The sequence below is a fragment of the Miniphocaeibacter halophilus genome, from assembly GCF_016458825.1.
GTDB lineage: Bacteria > Bacillota > Clostridia > Tissierellales > Peptoniphilaceae > Miniphocaeibacter > Miniphocaeibacter halophilus.
On the sequence record NZ_CP066744.1, the window covers coordinates 903,153 to 917,387 of the forward strand.

Annotated in this window: 12 protein-coding genes; 2 read left to right on the top strand and 10 right to left on the bottom strand. The window is 28.9% G+C overall.

All coding sequences use genetic code 11. The features are described from left to right. Window positions 1–66: 66 nt before the first annotated feature. The 8 genes from JFY71_RS04410 to JFY71_RS04445 all read right to left on the bottom strand — a co-directional run bounded on the left by JFY71_RS04410 (window position 67) and on the right by JFY71_RS04445 (window position 7,112). Complete coding sequence (locus JFY71_RS04410) at window positions 67–2,052, bottom strand: M56 family metallopeptidase (RefSeq protein ID WP_243661831.1); 1,986 nt, start codon at window positions 2,050–2,052, stop codon at window positions 67–69. Between the two features lies 1 nt (window position 2,053). Next, window positions 2,054–2,416, bottom strand: a complete 363-nt coding sequence (locus JFY71_RS04415) for a BlaI/MecI/CopY family transcriptional regulator (protein WP_243661832.1) — start codon at window positions 2,414–2,416, stop codon at window positions 2,054–2,056. 128 nt (window positions 2,417–2,544) lie between these two features. Continuing rightward, window positions 2,545–3,000 carry a GNAT family N-acetyltransferase gene (locus JFY71_RS04420; protein WP_243661833.1) on the bottom strand — a complete coding sequence of 152 codons (456 nt, stop codon included), beginning with the start codon at window positions 2,998–3,000 and terminating at the stop codon, window positions 2,545–2,547. A gap of 7 nt (window positions 3,001–3,007) precedes the next feature. Then, window positions 3,008–5,068: a M56 family metallopeptidase gene (locus JFY71_RS04425; protein ID WP_243661834.1), complete on the bottom strand. Its 2,061-nt coding sequence runs from the start codon at window positions 5,066–5,068 to the stop codon at window positions 3,008–3,010. 2 nt (window positions 5,069–5,070) lie between these two features. Beyond that, window positions 5,071–5,430: a BlaI/MecI/CopY family transcriptional regulator gene (locus JFY71_RS04430; RefSeq protein WP_243661835.1), complete on the bottom strand. Its 360-nt coding sequence runs from the start codon at window positions 5,428–5,430 to the stop codon at window positions 5,071–5,073. Between the two features lie 126 nt (window positions 5,431–5,556). Continuing rightward, the gene (locus JFY71_RS04435) at window positions 5,557–6,009 is read right to left on the bottom strand and encodes a GNAT family N-acetyltransferase (protein WP_243661836.1); all 453 of its coding nucleotides are present in this window, start codon (window positions 6,007–6,009) and stop codon (window positions 5,557–5,559) included. Next, on the bottom strand, window positions 5,987–6,436 hold the full coding sequence (locus JFY71_RS04440; RefSeq protein ID WP_243661837.1) for an alpha/beta hydrolase family protein: 450 nt from the start codon (window positions 6,434–6,436) through the stop codon (window positions 5,987–5,989). Before JFY71_RS04440 ends, JFY71_RS04435 begins: the two co-directional genes overlap by 23 nt. A gap of 37 nt (window positions 6,437–6,473) precedes the next feature. Further along, on the bottom strand, window positions 6,474–7,112 hold the full coding sequence (locus JFY71_RS04445; RefSeq protein ID WP_243661838.1) for an alpha/beta fold hydrolase: 639 nt from the start codon (window positions 7,110–7,112) through the stop codon (window positions 6,474–6,476). Between the two features lie 244 nt (window positions 7,113–7,356). On the opposite strand from JFY71_RS04445, the gene JFY71_RS04450 reads away from it, so the two are divergent. Further along, window positions 7,357–8,517 carry an IS110 family RNA-guided transposase gene (locus tag JFY71_RS04450; protein WP_243661160.1) on the top strand — a complete coding sequence of 387 codons (1,161 nt, stop codon included), beginning with the start codon at window positions 7,357–7,359 and terminating at the stop codon, window positions 8,515–8,517. Between the two features lie 117 nt (window positions 8,518–8,634). On the opposite strand, the gene JFY71_RS04455 is transcribed toward JFY71_RS04450, so the two are convergent. Continuing rightward, window positions 8,635–10,182, bottom strand: a complete 1,548-nt coding sequence (locus JFY71_RS04455; protein WP_243661839.1) for an ABC-F family ATP-binding cassette domain-containing protein — start codon at window positions 10,180–10,182, stop codon at window positions 8,635–8,637. Window positions 10,183–10,384: 202 nt separating this feature from the next. Between JFY71_RS04455 and JFY71_RS04460 the strand changes: the two genes are divergently transcribed. Continuing rightward, on the top strand, window positions 10,385–12,040 hold the full coding sequence (locus JFY71_RS04460; RefSeq protein WP_243661840.1) for a MutS-related protein: 1,656 nt from the start codon (window positions 10,385–10,387) through the stop codon (window positions 12,038–12,040). A 62-nt stretch (window positions 12,041–12,102) separates the two neighbouring features. Here the strand turns inward: JFY71_RS04460 and JFY71_RS04465 are convergent, their stop codons facing one another. Continuing rightward, window positions 12,103–14,118, bottom strand: a complete 2,016-nt coding sequence (locus tag JFY71_RS04465) for a M13 family metallopeptidase (RefSeq protein ID WP_243661841.1) — start codon at window positions 14,116–14,118, stop codon at window positions 12,103–12,105. Window positions 14,119–14,235: the final 117 nt, after the last annotated feature.

Sequence of the window (14,235 nt, forward strand, 5' to 3'; positions counted from 1 at the left end):
TTTTCAAATATCTTCCAATTTCTAAAATTTCATAAAAAAAAGAGGCCTTCACCTCTTTTTAATTTATTAGTTTTCCCTTTCTAAAATTTCTTTTACTACCTCGTTTTTGGTTTTGATTTTATCCTTATATTTCTCGTACTCTCCCTTACCAAAGAAAGTGTCAAAATTATTTTTAGTTACTTCATCAACCTTCATTCTTTTAGTCTTAACATACTCTAAGTCTCCACCGGCACTATTTTCTCTACCCTTTTGAAAAATTACCTTTATTAGAATAGTATCTGTCCTATACCATTTAGGTTTTTCATTATCATTTTTCGAAAGTGAATAATGGACTACATAATTATAGTTAACTATATTGTTATCATCTACTTTTATACCTACAGGTATTTGACTATATTCACCACTTCTAGCTTCAATATAACCTCTATAATCCTCCTCATAATCTCTATAATTAAAATTCAAATAGCCGAATACTCCGTACCCTATTATGTCTCCAAAACTATTATCTCTAATTCTATTATTTTCCATTCTAAGCTGTTCAATTCTAAAATAGCCACGACCATTTAAAAATTCTATCTCATCAATATAATATTTAAAGGAATTTTCATTTTGATTATCTTTAAAAATATTTCTATTTTTCGGTTCAAATACCCGTTCTTCTATTTCTGAGTTATACTTATATTTAAATACAACTTTATCCACATCATTTATAGTTACAAAAATTAAATTAGCATTCATTTCTGCAATATCTACATTATCTGAAAAATAATATTCATCGGCAACATCTTTACGGGAAGGTAGTAAATACTTAGCTAATTTATCTAATTTTACTTCAATATTAATAATATTTTCACCTGAATTTTCATCTACACTTGGAATAATACTTTCTAAGGTAACATGACTAGGTAAATAGAAATGTTCTCCAATTGAATCTGTCATCCTTAAATCACCGTAACCATATCTGGTGTTTACAGTTTCAAAATCCGTTCTATTATTATACAACCCTTCCTTTTCCTTATCTCTTATTTGCTCCAGCTCTTCATGTTCATGATATCTATGGTCAGGCTCATAATCTGGTTCATTATTTTCAGCTACTACATTTGTAACTAGATCACTTTCCCTAGAGTTTGGTAAGGTTGTACAACCTATAATAGTTAACATTAAAACTAGTACAATTCCAACTAACCTAGGATATTTCCTATACTTTAAAATATTCTTTATTCTACTTCTTATATTACTTTCTGAAAAAGCAATTGGGACCATAAAGTATTTATTTCTTTTTGTAGCAAAATCCAAAATATTTTTAGAGTATTCCACTTTTATTTTTCCTTCAAACTTTCCAACTACTTTTTCATCACAGGACATTTCCATATCTTGAACAAGAAAATAGTAGGAAAGCCAAACTAAGGGGTTAAACCAATGGACTACTAAAATAGCAAAGCAAATTGGCTTTATTATATAATCCTTCCTTCTAATATGTATTTTTTCATGTTCTAAAATATATTCATTTTCTTCAAAGTTTAGCTCTAGAGGAAAATATATTTTAGGTTTAATAAAACCAAATACAAAGGGAATGGAAATATTTTCACTTAAATAAATATTGTCTTTTATTTTAACAGCAGTAGTAAGTTTGTTTTTTAATTTAATATAGCTATACAAACTATAGGCAAGTAAAACAGCAATTCCCATAATCCAAATTATGCCAAGTAAATTCCATATATTGAAATTACTAACTGAACTAACTGTATTTTCCATAGTTTTTACAGTATTAGAAATATTTTCTAAAGTTTGCTGTCCACTTCCAACCTCTACTGCTCCAAGAATATTATTCCTATAATTTACAACAATATCCCTTTGTTCCACATAGTTAAATAAACTAAAAACCGATGGTATAGACCTAAATAATACAAGTCTTACAAAAGCTAGTACCATTAAAATATAGGAGTAAATTTTAGGTAATTTCCTTATTAAAAATCTTATTCCAAAGAAAATTAATATTATATAGCTAGATTTAATACTTAATTCTAGGACTTCTAAAAATAAGTTTTTCATTTTAGTCCTCCTTATAAGAGTCAATTAAGTTTTTTAACTCCTCCGCTTCTTCTTCAGATATTTTATTATTTCCAATAAAAGCTGTTAAAAAACTAGGTAGGGAATTTTCAAATCTTTTATTTATAAACTCCTTTGATTCATGGCCTTGAACTTCTTCCTTTTTTACAAGGGAAGTAACTATGGACTTATTATTTACCATTATCTTCTTTTCTTCCAACTTTCTTAGAACAGTGTAGGTTGTTGATTTTTTCCAGTCTAACCTTTCCCTTGCTAATTTTACAAGCTCTCCCGATTTAATTGGTTCCTTGTCCCAAATAATACTTGCAAGGCTAAATTCACTAAAACTCAAACTATATTTTTTCATAATACACCTCCTCGGTCTATAAGAATAAACCAATTTCTTATCTTTAGTTTATCATAGTAGACCAAGTTTGTATATATTATTTGCAAAATAAAAAACGTCTACTACATATGCAGTAAACGTCTTTTGTCTTATTTAATTTTATATTCATATACCCTTGAACTTTCTCCCCAGGGATGATAACCATCTCCAATGTATTTAAAACCATATTTTTCATAATATCCTACATGGTTAGTTGAAAGATAGATGGAAGTAAAGCCTATTTCTTTTGTTTCCTTTATACACTCTTCTATTAATAACCTACCTAAAGCTTTGCCTCTTTTACTTTCTTCAATGTAAAGAGCAACAAACCAAGGGTATAAATCCATACAGGAAATAAAATCATTTGTTACTAGTCCACAAGAGCCTATAATCTCACCCTTATCCTCTAGTAAATACCAAATTGGTAGGGGATTTTTTGTCTTTACACTCCTATTTATACAATCATCATAAACCATTAAACTTTCTTTACTTGCCCATTTATCCTGAAAATATTTTATGGCAAGATCCTTATAGTTTGGTTCTTTTCTAATATTTATTATTCTCATACATCACCTATTCAAAAATCTTATATACTTTATTTTCTTCAGTTTTATAGTTATGAATTACTATTTCCAGCGTTGCATCTTCATTTCCTGGATTTATATATTTTCCACCTAAAAACATAAACGAATTATCTAGTTCAACCATTCCTCCAGACGTATTCATAGCAATTTCTTCCATTATTTTTATTTGTTCTTCTGTATAAGATGTTCTACTTTCAAAAAAACTCTTTGGTTGAGTTGAAACTTTTTCTAATTTATCTTTTTCTACATTATATACATGGGTAAATTCTCCATACTTGCTCATCTCATCTTCTGCCAAAAGATATCTTTGTCCTTCTTCTAAGTTCATTTCCTTTCCAAAATAAACTCTATTTCCATCCTTTGACACTTTTACAATTGTAAAATTAGGTTTCTGAGGAACAATGTCCTCTAATATTTCAAGAGGTATAATTTTACTTTCTTTTGAATTATTTAAATCGTAAATCACTAACCCAAAATAACCTGTTATGATAGCTTTTTCCTTATCTCCATATAATAAATTAGGAGAACCAAATAACCATATCATATCTTTTTCTATATCTATATTATTTATATCCTTTGAAATTTTTTTACCTAATATTTCATTTTCAATATCTTCATATGTTTTTGTATCTGAAGGTTCTCCAAATACTTTATACTTTGTTTTTTCATCACCATTGTAAACCAATAATTCTATATCCTTATATTTTCTTCTTTTACCATCTTCTGAAAATCTAAATACATAATCATCATGGCTATTAAAATCCGGTAAATCAAGTTCTCCTTCTCTACGCTCTTTAGTAGTACCTGTAGAAATTTCATATTCATAATATGAAGTTTCTAATATATCGTTATAAGCAAAGCTATATATTTTTTTAAAATCTTTGGAAACCCCTTCTATTCCTACTGTTTCCTTATCCTTATATGTCTTAACCAATTCATCATACTCTATTCTATTGGTAACTTTAGAGTCTTTTAAATCATAAAATACAATACCAGTTACAATATCATAAAATATTACTTGATTATCATCTCCATATATAACATATGGTAAGGAGCCAAATTCTTGAATTTCTTTATCTTTAATATTTGAAATATAACTTTTCTCATTATTTCCAAAACATCCAACTAATACTATTAAAGAAAGTATTGTTGCCAATATTATTTTCCATTTCCTAGCCTTCTTGTGTTTCATAATATTCTCCACCCTTTCTTTAACATCTTCTTCACCAAAGTTAATGGATACTCCACTAATTTTTCTTATGCCTGTAGATATATTTAAAAGTGTTTGAGCATAATCCGCTTTTATTTCCTTATTCATGTTTTTCATAACCTTTTCGTCACAGGATAGCTCCATATCGTTTGTTGATAAAACAAAGGCCAGCCAAACCAAAGGATTAAACCAGTGAATTGAAAGGGCAATGTAGGCTAAAATTTTTATAATATTATCCCATCTTTTAATATGTACCTGTTCATGTAAAATAATATATTCTTTATTTTCCATATAGGATGGTAGGTAAATTTTCGGTCTTCTTATTCCAACTACAAAGGCTGTATTAATATAATCGGATAAATAAATATTTTCCCTTAATTTTATTGAGCCAACTAGTTTTTTCCTTAGTTTTATAGCTGATATTATTGCCTTTATTATCATAAAAGCCACACCTATAAGCCAAATTCCTATAAGGACATAGGTTATTATTTCCCTATAGTCTATTGGATTTTCTACAAGAGCTATAGGAACTTCCTTTATTTGATTTTCTACCGGCCTATTTACAGTCTTGTCTACTATATTTATTCCTGTGTTTATTCTTGCAGAACTGTTATAAACTATATTACTTGGAATAGGCTTATTATTTACTGGTATTAAGGAAAACAGCCCTTCTATTGAAAATGGAATTAACAGTCTTATTAATACCGGAAGCCATAAAATATAGGAAAATATTTTGGGAAATCTCTTTAATAAAAATCTTGCTATAATTACGATTCCTATTATGAAAGATGCTACAAAGGACATGTTTAATATTTCTAAGAATATTTCTTGTATATTCATAATTAACTCCTATTTTCATCAATTAATTTTTGTAGTTCTGCAATTTCTTTTTCTGTTAATTTGTTTTTTGAAGTAAAGGCTGTTAGAAATTTAGGTAGGGACCCTTCAAATTCTTCTTCTATAAATTCTTCACTTTGTTTTGCCTTAAATTCCTCTAAGCTTATTAGGGATGTTACCTGACTATTATTATTTTGAAAGATTTCCTTTTCTATTAAACGTTTTAACATTGTGTAGGTTGTGGATTTTTTCCATTCAAATTCCTTTTTACATAATTTAACTAATTCTCCTGAAGCAATTGGCTCATGTTGCCAAATTAATTCAGCAAATTTCATTTCCATTAAACCTAATTTGTAATCTGCCATAACTTCCTCCTTTAGTCTACAGGCGTTAGACTTATTTGTTGGTTTTAGTCTAACACTATTAGACCGCATTGTCAAATTACAAAATCCTTACAATTTTTCATAAAAAAAGCACTAAAACAAAATGTTTTAATGCCTTCTATGATTTTTCTCATATACCATAAAATATTCAATTTCATTATTTACTTTGTCGATTTTTTCTTCTTTGACAATAAATCCATTATCTAAATAGAATTTATAGGCCCTTTCGTTTTTCCTATATACATCTAGGGAAAGCCTCTTATAGTTTTCCTTGGCCTCTTGTAATAATAATTTTCCAATTCCTAAGTTTCTGAACTTTTTACTAATAAAAATCCCTGCTATATAAGAATTTACTATTCCAATAAAACCAACTATTTTATTATCCAACATAGCAACTTTTATATTTGCCTTTGGAAGTATTTTTTTAACATATTGAAAGTTTTCCTTCCAATACTTTTCATCTATAAAACTGTGGGCTTCTAAATTGGAACTTAACCAAATCTCCATAATAATATTTAAATCTTCTTCTTTAAAATTTCTAATTACAATATTTTCCTGCATTCTTATCCCTAATATTTTCTGCATTATTTTCTAATTTATCTAAAAGATAAAAAACTTCCTTCGTAAATTTTTCAGCCTCTTCAACTTGTGGCGAATGTTCTGACAAATAGAAGGTGAAAAACTCCTTCTTAGGTGCTTTTATTTTCTCATAGTATTCATAGGCTAGTTCATAGGAAACTAAATTATCATATATTCCATGAAAAAAATACATTGGTAGTTCAAACTCATAATACTTCTGCATTAAATTCTCCTCATAAATAAGCGGCAATATATATTTGGAAGAATAATACATTCCCTTAATATATTTAAAGGTGTCTGAAAAAGAATAGCCGCTAAAGAGTATTCTGTCCTTTACTACTTTGAAAATATATCTAAATTGATTGTTTTGAATACCAATATTCCCCTTATTTAACCATCTTTTATACATAAGCTCCAAGTATCCAATATCTAAAAAATTTAAAGCATTAATATTTATTTTTCCTAGCCTTTTTAAAAACAATATTATTTTTCTTTTTTTCTGCACTTTGTAAAAGTCTCACATATCCCATACTTTCAGACAGGGTTTGATCCGATATTTGTCCTATTCCAAAATAGCCTTTAAAATATTCCGGCTTTTCCCACAATATTTTTATTCCTAAAAAAGTTCCCCATGAATGACCCATAAGATATATTTTTTCTTGATTAAATCTTTTCCTTAAATAATTGCTTAACTCTATTCCATCATCTACTATATCTTCTACTGTTAATTTCTTTATGTCTTCTTTAGAGCTATAGCTAAGACCAGCTCCTCTTTGTTCCCAATAACAAACTGTAAATTTATCTTCCAGCTGTTTATCCGTTCCATTATTATAGGCCAAGGGTAATTCCGGAAAACCAGGTCCTCCATGTAAAAACAAAAGTATAGGATTGTTTTTGTTTTTACCAACTATAAAAATATATTGCTCTACTCCATTTAGTAAAATTTTCTCCCTAGTAGAAATTCCATTTTCATAGGGTTTATTATTTTCATCTAATAATTTAACAGGCTTTCCCTTGCCCTTAAGGAGTAAAATAAAAGATATTACTAATATTAAAATAAGTATAATTATAAATAATAATTTCATATTTACTCCTTGTATAATGAACTAAGTCAACTATAGTTCATTGTTTTTTATGTTTTATATATAATAAACATAATGTTGTGGATTGGTTTTTACTCCTATAGTTCGACTATTTAATTAAGTCTCCAACCACATATCTATGTTTTATTGTTTATTAGTTAGATAACGCTAGACGTTTTATCTAGAACAAGGATACACAACATAGCCTATGTGGAAAACACAACAAATTTAATTGAGGTGATTTTTTATGATATATGTTGGTATCGATGTTTCTAAAAATAAGCATGATTGTTTTATTGTTCATTCTGATGGTACTGTTATCAAGGATGTTTTTACTATTCCTAATTCTATTGAAGGTTTTAAGTATCTAATTGATTCTATTCCTTCTACTGATGAAATTGTAAAAGTGGGGCTTGAAGCCACTGGACATTATAGCATTAATATCGCTAATTTTCTTAACAGCAATGGTTACCCACCCATTATCCTCAATCCGCTTCAAACTAGTCTTTTCAGAAAAGCTCTAACGCTTAGAAAGACTAAAACCGATAAGGTTGATGCTAAGTGTATTGCTTCTATGCTAAGTAATCCTGACTTAAAACCCCACTCTAATCTAGATTATCAGATTTTGGAGTTAAAGTCATTAACTAGACATAGAAAACGTCTTAGGGAACAATCTTCTAAGCTAAAGGTTTCTTTAAACCGCCTTGTTGAAATTATGTTTCCTGAGATTACTGATTGTCTGTATTCTATTAATCAAAAATCTACTATGGCTATTCTTTATGAGTTTCCATCTCTTAAATTAATAGCTGATGCTCACCTTACTAAGTTTACTAATATCCTTAAGAAAAATTCTAAGGGCAAGTATTCCAAGGCTAAAGCAATTGATATCAAAAACTCTGCTAAAAACTCTATTGGTTCTGATAGTAGAGCTTTAAGTTTTGAACTTAAGCAAACTATCCGTCTAATCAATGATATCGAAGAGGAGCTTATATTACTTGATAATGAGATAAAATCAATTATGGAGAATGTTCAAAGTCCTATTTTGACTATACCTGGTATCTCATATAATCTAGGTTCTATTATCTTATCGGAGATAGGTGATATCCATAGATTTTCTTCTTCTTCAAAGCTTGTAGCTTTTGCAGGGCTCGATCCTTCTACCTACCAATCCGGTAATTTTAGAGCCAGTAATGTTTCTATGGTAAAGCGAGGTTCACCTTACTTAAGATGGGCTTTATTACAAGCCGCTAGGCTAATTTCTATGAGAGATAACAACTTTAAAAACTATTACCAAAAGAAACGCAGTGAAGGTAAGTGTCATAATGTTGCTATTACTCATGTTGCTAAAAAACTTATTAGAGTTCTTCACTATTTGTTAATTAACGATTTAGAGTTTGTTCCACAATAGTGTTTTTATAATTTCTATTGTTGATAACTTATTTTTTGTGTGCCTATTTTTAGATATTTAATTGTCTGCGTAATTTATCTTTTTTACTTGACTTCATATAGTTAGTCTTTATTTAAATCATGCCCTAAAATCTTCCATATTCCATATTTCCGTTGCTATTTCCTCATAGAATTCTTTTTCATGGGAAACTAAAAATATTCCGCCCTTGTATTCTTTTAAGGCTCTTTTTAATTCTTCTTTTGCATCTACGTCTAAATGATTTGTCGGTTCATCAAGAACTAAAATATTCGTTTCCTTGTTTAATATTTTAGTAAGCCTAACTTTCGCCTGCTCTCCACCGCTTAGAACATGAATCTTAGACTCTATATGTTTTGTCATTAAGCCGGACTTGGCTAAAGCTGCCCTTACAGCAAATTGCTCCCATGAAGGAAATTCTTCCCACATTTCCTCTATACAGGTATTTTCATTGCCAAAATCCTCTTCCTGTTTAAAATACCCAATTTTCAAATTTTGTCCTAATTCTACTGTTCCCGCTAAAGGTTCCACCATTCCTAAAATAGTTTTTATTAAGGTTGTCTTTCCAAGTCCATTTTCTCCAACAATGGCTATTCTATTTCCCCTTTCCATTCTTAAACTTAAAGGCTTGGTCAAGGGTTTGTTGTAGCCAATTACTAAATTATTCGTTTCAAAAATAACCTTGCCTGTTGCTGAATATTCTAAAAAATTAAAGACCGGCTTTACCTTATCCCTTACAAGTTCTATTTTTTCCATTTTATCCAGTTTTTTCTGTCTGGACATGGCCATATTTCTTGTTGCTACCCTTGCCTTATTCCTTGCAACAAAATCCTCTAAGTCGGCAATTTCCTGTTGCTGTTTTTTATAGGCAGCTTCTAATTGCTTCTTCTTAATATCCCTTAATCTTTCAAATTCATCATAGTCACCAACATATCTATTTAACTCCATATTTTCCACATGGTAGATTAAATTAATTACAGAGTTTAAAAAGGCAATATCGTGGGAAATTAATAAAAAGGCATTTTCATAATTTTGTAAATAACGTCTAAGCCATTCAATATGCTCTTCATCTAAATAGTTTGTCGGCTCATCTAACATTAAAATATCGGGCTTTTCCAACAATAGTTTCGCCAGTAAGACCTTGGACCTTTGTCCTCCTGAAAGTTCAGAAATAGTTTTATCTAAACCTATTTTATCTATGCCCATTCCATTGGCTATTTCTTCTACCTTAGAATCTATTAAGTAAAAATCCTGCTGTTCTAAAATTTCTTGTAATTCTCCAACTTCCTCTAATAATTTATTCATTTCATCTTCAGAAGCTGTAGCCATTTTTTCATAGGATTCATTTATTTCCTTTTCAATATCATAAAGATATGAAAAAGCATCTTGTAAAACATACCTAACGGTTTTATCCATATCCAGCGAAGCATGTTGATCCAAGTATCCAATCCTCACCCTTTTGGCCCATTCTATTTCACCATCATCAGGTATAAGTTTGCCTGTAACAATATTCATAAAGGAGCTTTTCCCTTCTCCATTTGGCCCAACAAGACCAACATGTTCTCCCTTGTTTAAAATAAAATTTACATTTTTTAATATATCTCTACCACCGTAGCTGTGGCTTAAATTCCTAACAGTTAAAATACTCACTAAAAAACCCCCTAGTTATGAAATTTTATCATAGCTTAGGGCTTTCAACAATAAAATTAGAAAGAAATAATCTACAGTTTTTTTATAATGTTAAAAATTGTTTTTCCAATTTAAATACTAAAAATATTATATTAACCATTTTTCACTAAAATTTAATTAATTTATATGCTATTCTATACTTAATCTTAAAAGGGAGGTTCTTATGAACAAAACTTTATTATATGTTGTAATAGGCTTAGTTACTGTATCCATACTGGTTTATGTCAGTATGCAAGTAAATAAAAGAAGATTAATTAAATTTTATTTAAATAGCTGGGGGAAAAATCCTACTAACACAGACTATTCCCTTGATGATATAGCTGAATTTTTGAAAACATCCCAAAAATTTGAGCCTAATGAAGATTTTATTGATAATATTACCTGGAATGATTTAGATTTAGATGAAATCTTTAAAAAAATGAATGTTTGTCGTTCTTCTATAGGAAAAGAATATTTTTACATGGAATTACATAATACTAAGCCAAGTAAAGAAATATTTGAAAATAGGCAAAAACTTAAGGAGATATTTAAGAACAACAAGGACTTATCTTCTAAAACAATGTACGAATTTAACCGTCTAGGTAGACTCTACCTTCCAACTTTTGCCGATTTTTACTACAAGGATTTTAAAAGTGATTTTGTAGAAAATAAAATTTACTACCTATTTTCAATTTTACCCTTGGTGTTTATAGTACTCTTTCTTTTTTTACAAAATCCAATATTTTTAATACTTTTACTTGTTTCCATAATAACCAATATTAGTATTTATATTAAAAATAGCCAAATGATACAGGATATTTCTGAGTATTGTAAGTATTTTATTAAAATCCTATCCCTTTATAATAATTTAAAAAAGTTAAATAACAGGAGTTTAAACGAATATTTAAATAAATATGCTAATTCTTTTAAGAGATTTAAAAAATACAGGAATTATTATAATACCTTAGAATCAAATGCTGTAACCTTAGAAGAAACTTTATTAAAATTTATAAATTTAATTTTTCTTTCCGGCGTTTTAGTAACAGGCTCAATTTCCAAAGATATAGAAAAATATAATAATGAGTTTAGAGAAATTATTAAAGCCATTTGTGAAATTGAAGTAGCAATTTCAACAGCAAATTTCGAATTAACCCTTCCCTATGTTTGTAAAGGAAATGTTGTAAATGAAGAAAAAATAGAATTTAAGGACATTTACCATCCACTTGTTGAAAATGCTGTTGCTAACTCCTTAAATTTAGAAAAAAACATAGTAATAACCGGTTCAAATGCATCCGGCAAATCGACTTTTATAAAGGCAATAGGCGTAAATTTACTACTAGCACAAACAACAGGAACTATTTGTGCAAGGGAATTTACCTACAAGCCGATATTTATTATATCCTCTATGGCTATAAAGGACGATGTTCTTGAAGGCAATAGTTACTTTATGAAGGAGATTATCTCCCTAAAGAGAATATTGGATACTATTGAAGACAAATACTGTATTTGCCTAATTGATGAAATTCTAAGAGGTACAAACACCATTGAAAGAATTGCTGCATCTTCAACTATTTTAGAAAAAATTGCAGATTATAATTCCTTTAAATTAATTGCCACTCACGATATTGAACTTTCTGAAATACTTTCTAAAAATTATACAAATTATCATTTTGCAGAAAATAAGTCCAATGGGGACTTGAGCTTTGACTATAAGGTAAAGAAAGGTGCCGTAATAACTAGAAATGCAATAAACCTTTTGGAAAAAATAGGTTATGACAAAAATATTATTGAAGAATCCAATAGTAGGGTAAATAAATACCTAGAAACGAAAACTTGGTAATTAAATAATTTTAACAACATAAAAAAATCCGTTAGAAAATCTAACGGATTTTTTATAGTTTTTTACCAAACACTTAATCTATCTTCTTTTTCTCTCCACATTTTATCGCCTTTTTTAATATTATAAGTTTCGAAAAATTCATCAAAATTTACTACTTGATTATTCACCCTTGCTTTATTTGGGGAATGTTCGTCTGTAGCTAATTGTATCTTTATTAATTCAGGTCTAGTTTTACCTGCCCAAATATTAGCATAGTTTTCAAAATATTCTTTGGCGTTAAAATCTTTTTCTGTTTTAGCTACTTCTAAGGAAACAGCTATACCACTTAAGTCGGCAATATTTTCAGATACGGTTAATTTACCATTAATTTTTTCACCCATATAGTCTAATCCATCAAAGGATTCTATAACTTTATCTGCTTTTTTTTGAAACTCTTCGTAATCCTTTTCAGTCCACCAGTTTCTCATATTACCAATTTCATCATATAGGGAGCCATTTGTGTCAAATGCATGGGACATTTCGTGACCTATAACAACACCAATACCTCCATAGTTTTCACTAACTGTTTGTTCTAGGCTATAGAAAGGAGCTTGTAATATTCCTGCAGGGAAATTTATGTCATTAGATGAAGGACTATAGTATGCGTTTAATTCTTGAGGCTTCATTTCCCATTCACTTCTATCTACAGGCTCATCGAATTTTGCTATTGAGTACTCTTTGTCCACTTTTCCCAACAATGCCATATTTTCTATAATATCTTTATTTTCATCTATCTTATACAAGGAATAATATTCCGGTAATTTTTCAGGATAACCAATTTTTATTGCCATTGAGTCTAATTTTTTCAAGGCTCCTGCTTTAGTTTCTTCACTTAGCCATTCGTTATTTTTTAATCTTTCCTTGTATTTTTCAATAATATTTTTAGTCATTTCTTCTACATCTTCTTTAGCTTTTTGACTAAAATTATTTTCCACATAAATTTCTCCCAAGGCAAAGCCGAATGTGTCATTTATAATTTTAAAGACAGCTTCCTCTCTTTCGTTTTCCTTTGGAACTGTTCCGGATATAGTATTTTCAAACTCTATCATTATTCCCCTAATATCATTAGGTAATAACTGTTTTTTAGAAATTATAGTAGAAACATATAGCCAATCCTTAGTCTCCTCCAGTTTTTCCGGATCAAAAATCTTATCTAAATTACTTAACATGTTTATATCGGTTACTTCTATGGAGTCGCTTTCAACAGGCATTGTTTCTTTCATTATTCTAACTAAATCCAGTGAGCTTTTATATTTACTCTCTAAATCCTCCTTAGAAACTAAGTTATAGGATTTCTCATCATCACTATACTCTTCTGCTGTTAGCTCGCTTTCAGCAATTCTTCTATCTACCGCTAACATATTTTCAACTTTTCTTTCTGCATCTTTTTCATTTAAACCAAACTTTGTTAGGACCTTACTCATTGCCTCTTTGTACAATTCTAAAATCTGTTCACCTTGTTCATTGTCTTTTTCATAAAGGCTTTTGTCAGGTAACATAGAAGATGCAAATCCTAAATAGATACTTTTTTTAGTAACATCTTTTGTATTAGTATCTATGGAAAATTCTAAAATAGTATTTTGTATATTTAGACCATTTTGCCAATCTATTAAAGAATTATTTAAATCCTCTATTGTTTGAATTTTTTCAATATCCTTTAAATAAGGTTCTAAAGGTTTAGTTCCTAGTTTATCGATATTATCAAAATCCAACAACATCTTATAAAGCTTAATCATTTCGTTTTTTATAGGATCTTCAATATTTTCCACTTTTAATAGTTTATCTAATTCTTCCTTTAAATTAGCGTCTATATTTTCTTGAATTTGTTCCATATAGCCTATTGAAGCTTTATCTGCTGGAATTTCGTTATTCTTTAACCAGTCGTAGTTTACATATTCATAAAAATCGTCCTCTAGTCTTGGTCTTTCTCCTAATTCTTCACCTTTTGTTTCTTCATTACTTTCCTTTTTGTTACATGCTGTAAAAAACATTGAAACTACAAGCAATAACGATATTAATTTATACAATTTTTTCTTCATTACATACCTCCTAAATCTCTACTACTATGACATAATTCTATCATAATATCTATTATATATAAAATAAATAACAATCTATTGTAAATATAATTAATATATATATGCTAAAATTATACA

Coding starts and splice junctions, on each gene's coding strand:
- JFY71_RS04410 (WP_243661831.1), bottom strand. CDS start 2,052: ATGAAAAACTTATTTTTAGAAGTCCTAGAATTAAGTATTAAATCTAGC.
- JFY71_RS04415 (WP_243661832.1), bottom strand. CDS start 2,416: ATGAAAAAATATAGTTTGAGTTTTAGTGAATTTAGCCTTGCAAGTATT.
- JFY71_RS04420 (WP_243661833.1), bottom strand. CDS start 3,000: ATGAGAATAATAAATATTAGAAAAGAACCAAACTATAAGGATCTTGCC.
- JFY71_RS04425 (WP_243661834.1), bottom strand. CDS start 5,068: ATGAATATACAAGAAATATTCTTAGAAATATTAAACATGTCCTTTGTA.
- JFY71_RS04430 (WP_243661835.1), bottom strand. CDS start 5,430: ATGGCAGATTACAAATTAGGTTTAATGGAAATGAAATTTGCTGAATTA.
- JFY71_RS04435 (WP_243661836.1), bottom strand. CDS start 6,009: ATGCAGGAAAATATTGTAATTAGAAATTTTAAAGAAGAAGATTTAAAT.
- JFY71_RS04440 (WP_243661837.1), bottom strand. CDS start 6,436: ATGTATAAAAGATGGTTAAATAAGGGGAATATTGGTATTCAAAACAAT.
- JFY71_RS04445 (WP_243661838.1), bottom strand. CDS start 7,112: ATGAAATTATTATTTATAATTATACTTATTTTAATATTAGTAATATCT.
- JFY71_RS04450 (WP_243661160.1), top strand. CDS start 7,357: ATGATATATGTTGGTATCGATGTTTCTAAAAATAAGCATGATTGTTTT.
- JFY71_RS04460 (WP_243661840.1), top strand. CDS start 10,385: ATGAACAAAACTTTATTATATGTTGTAATAGGCTTAGTTACTGTATCC.
- JFY71_RS04465 (WP_243661841.1), bottom strand. CDS start 14,118: ATGAAGAAAAAATTGTATAAATTAATATCGTTATTGCTTGTAGTTTCA.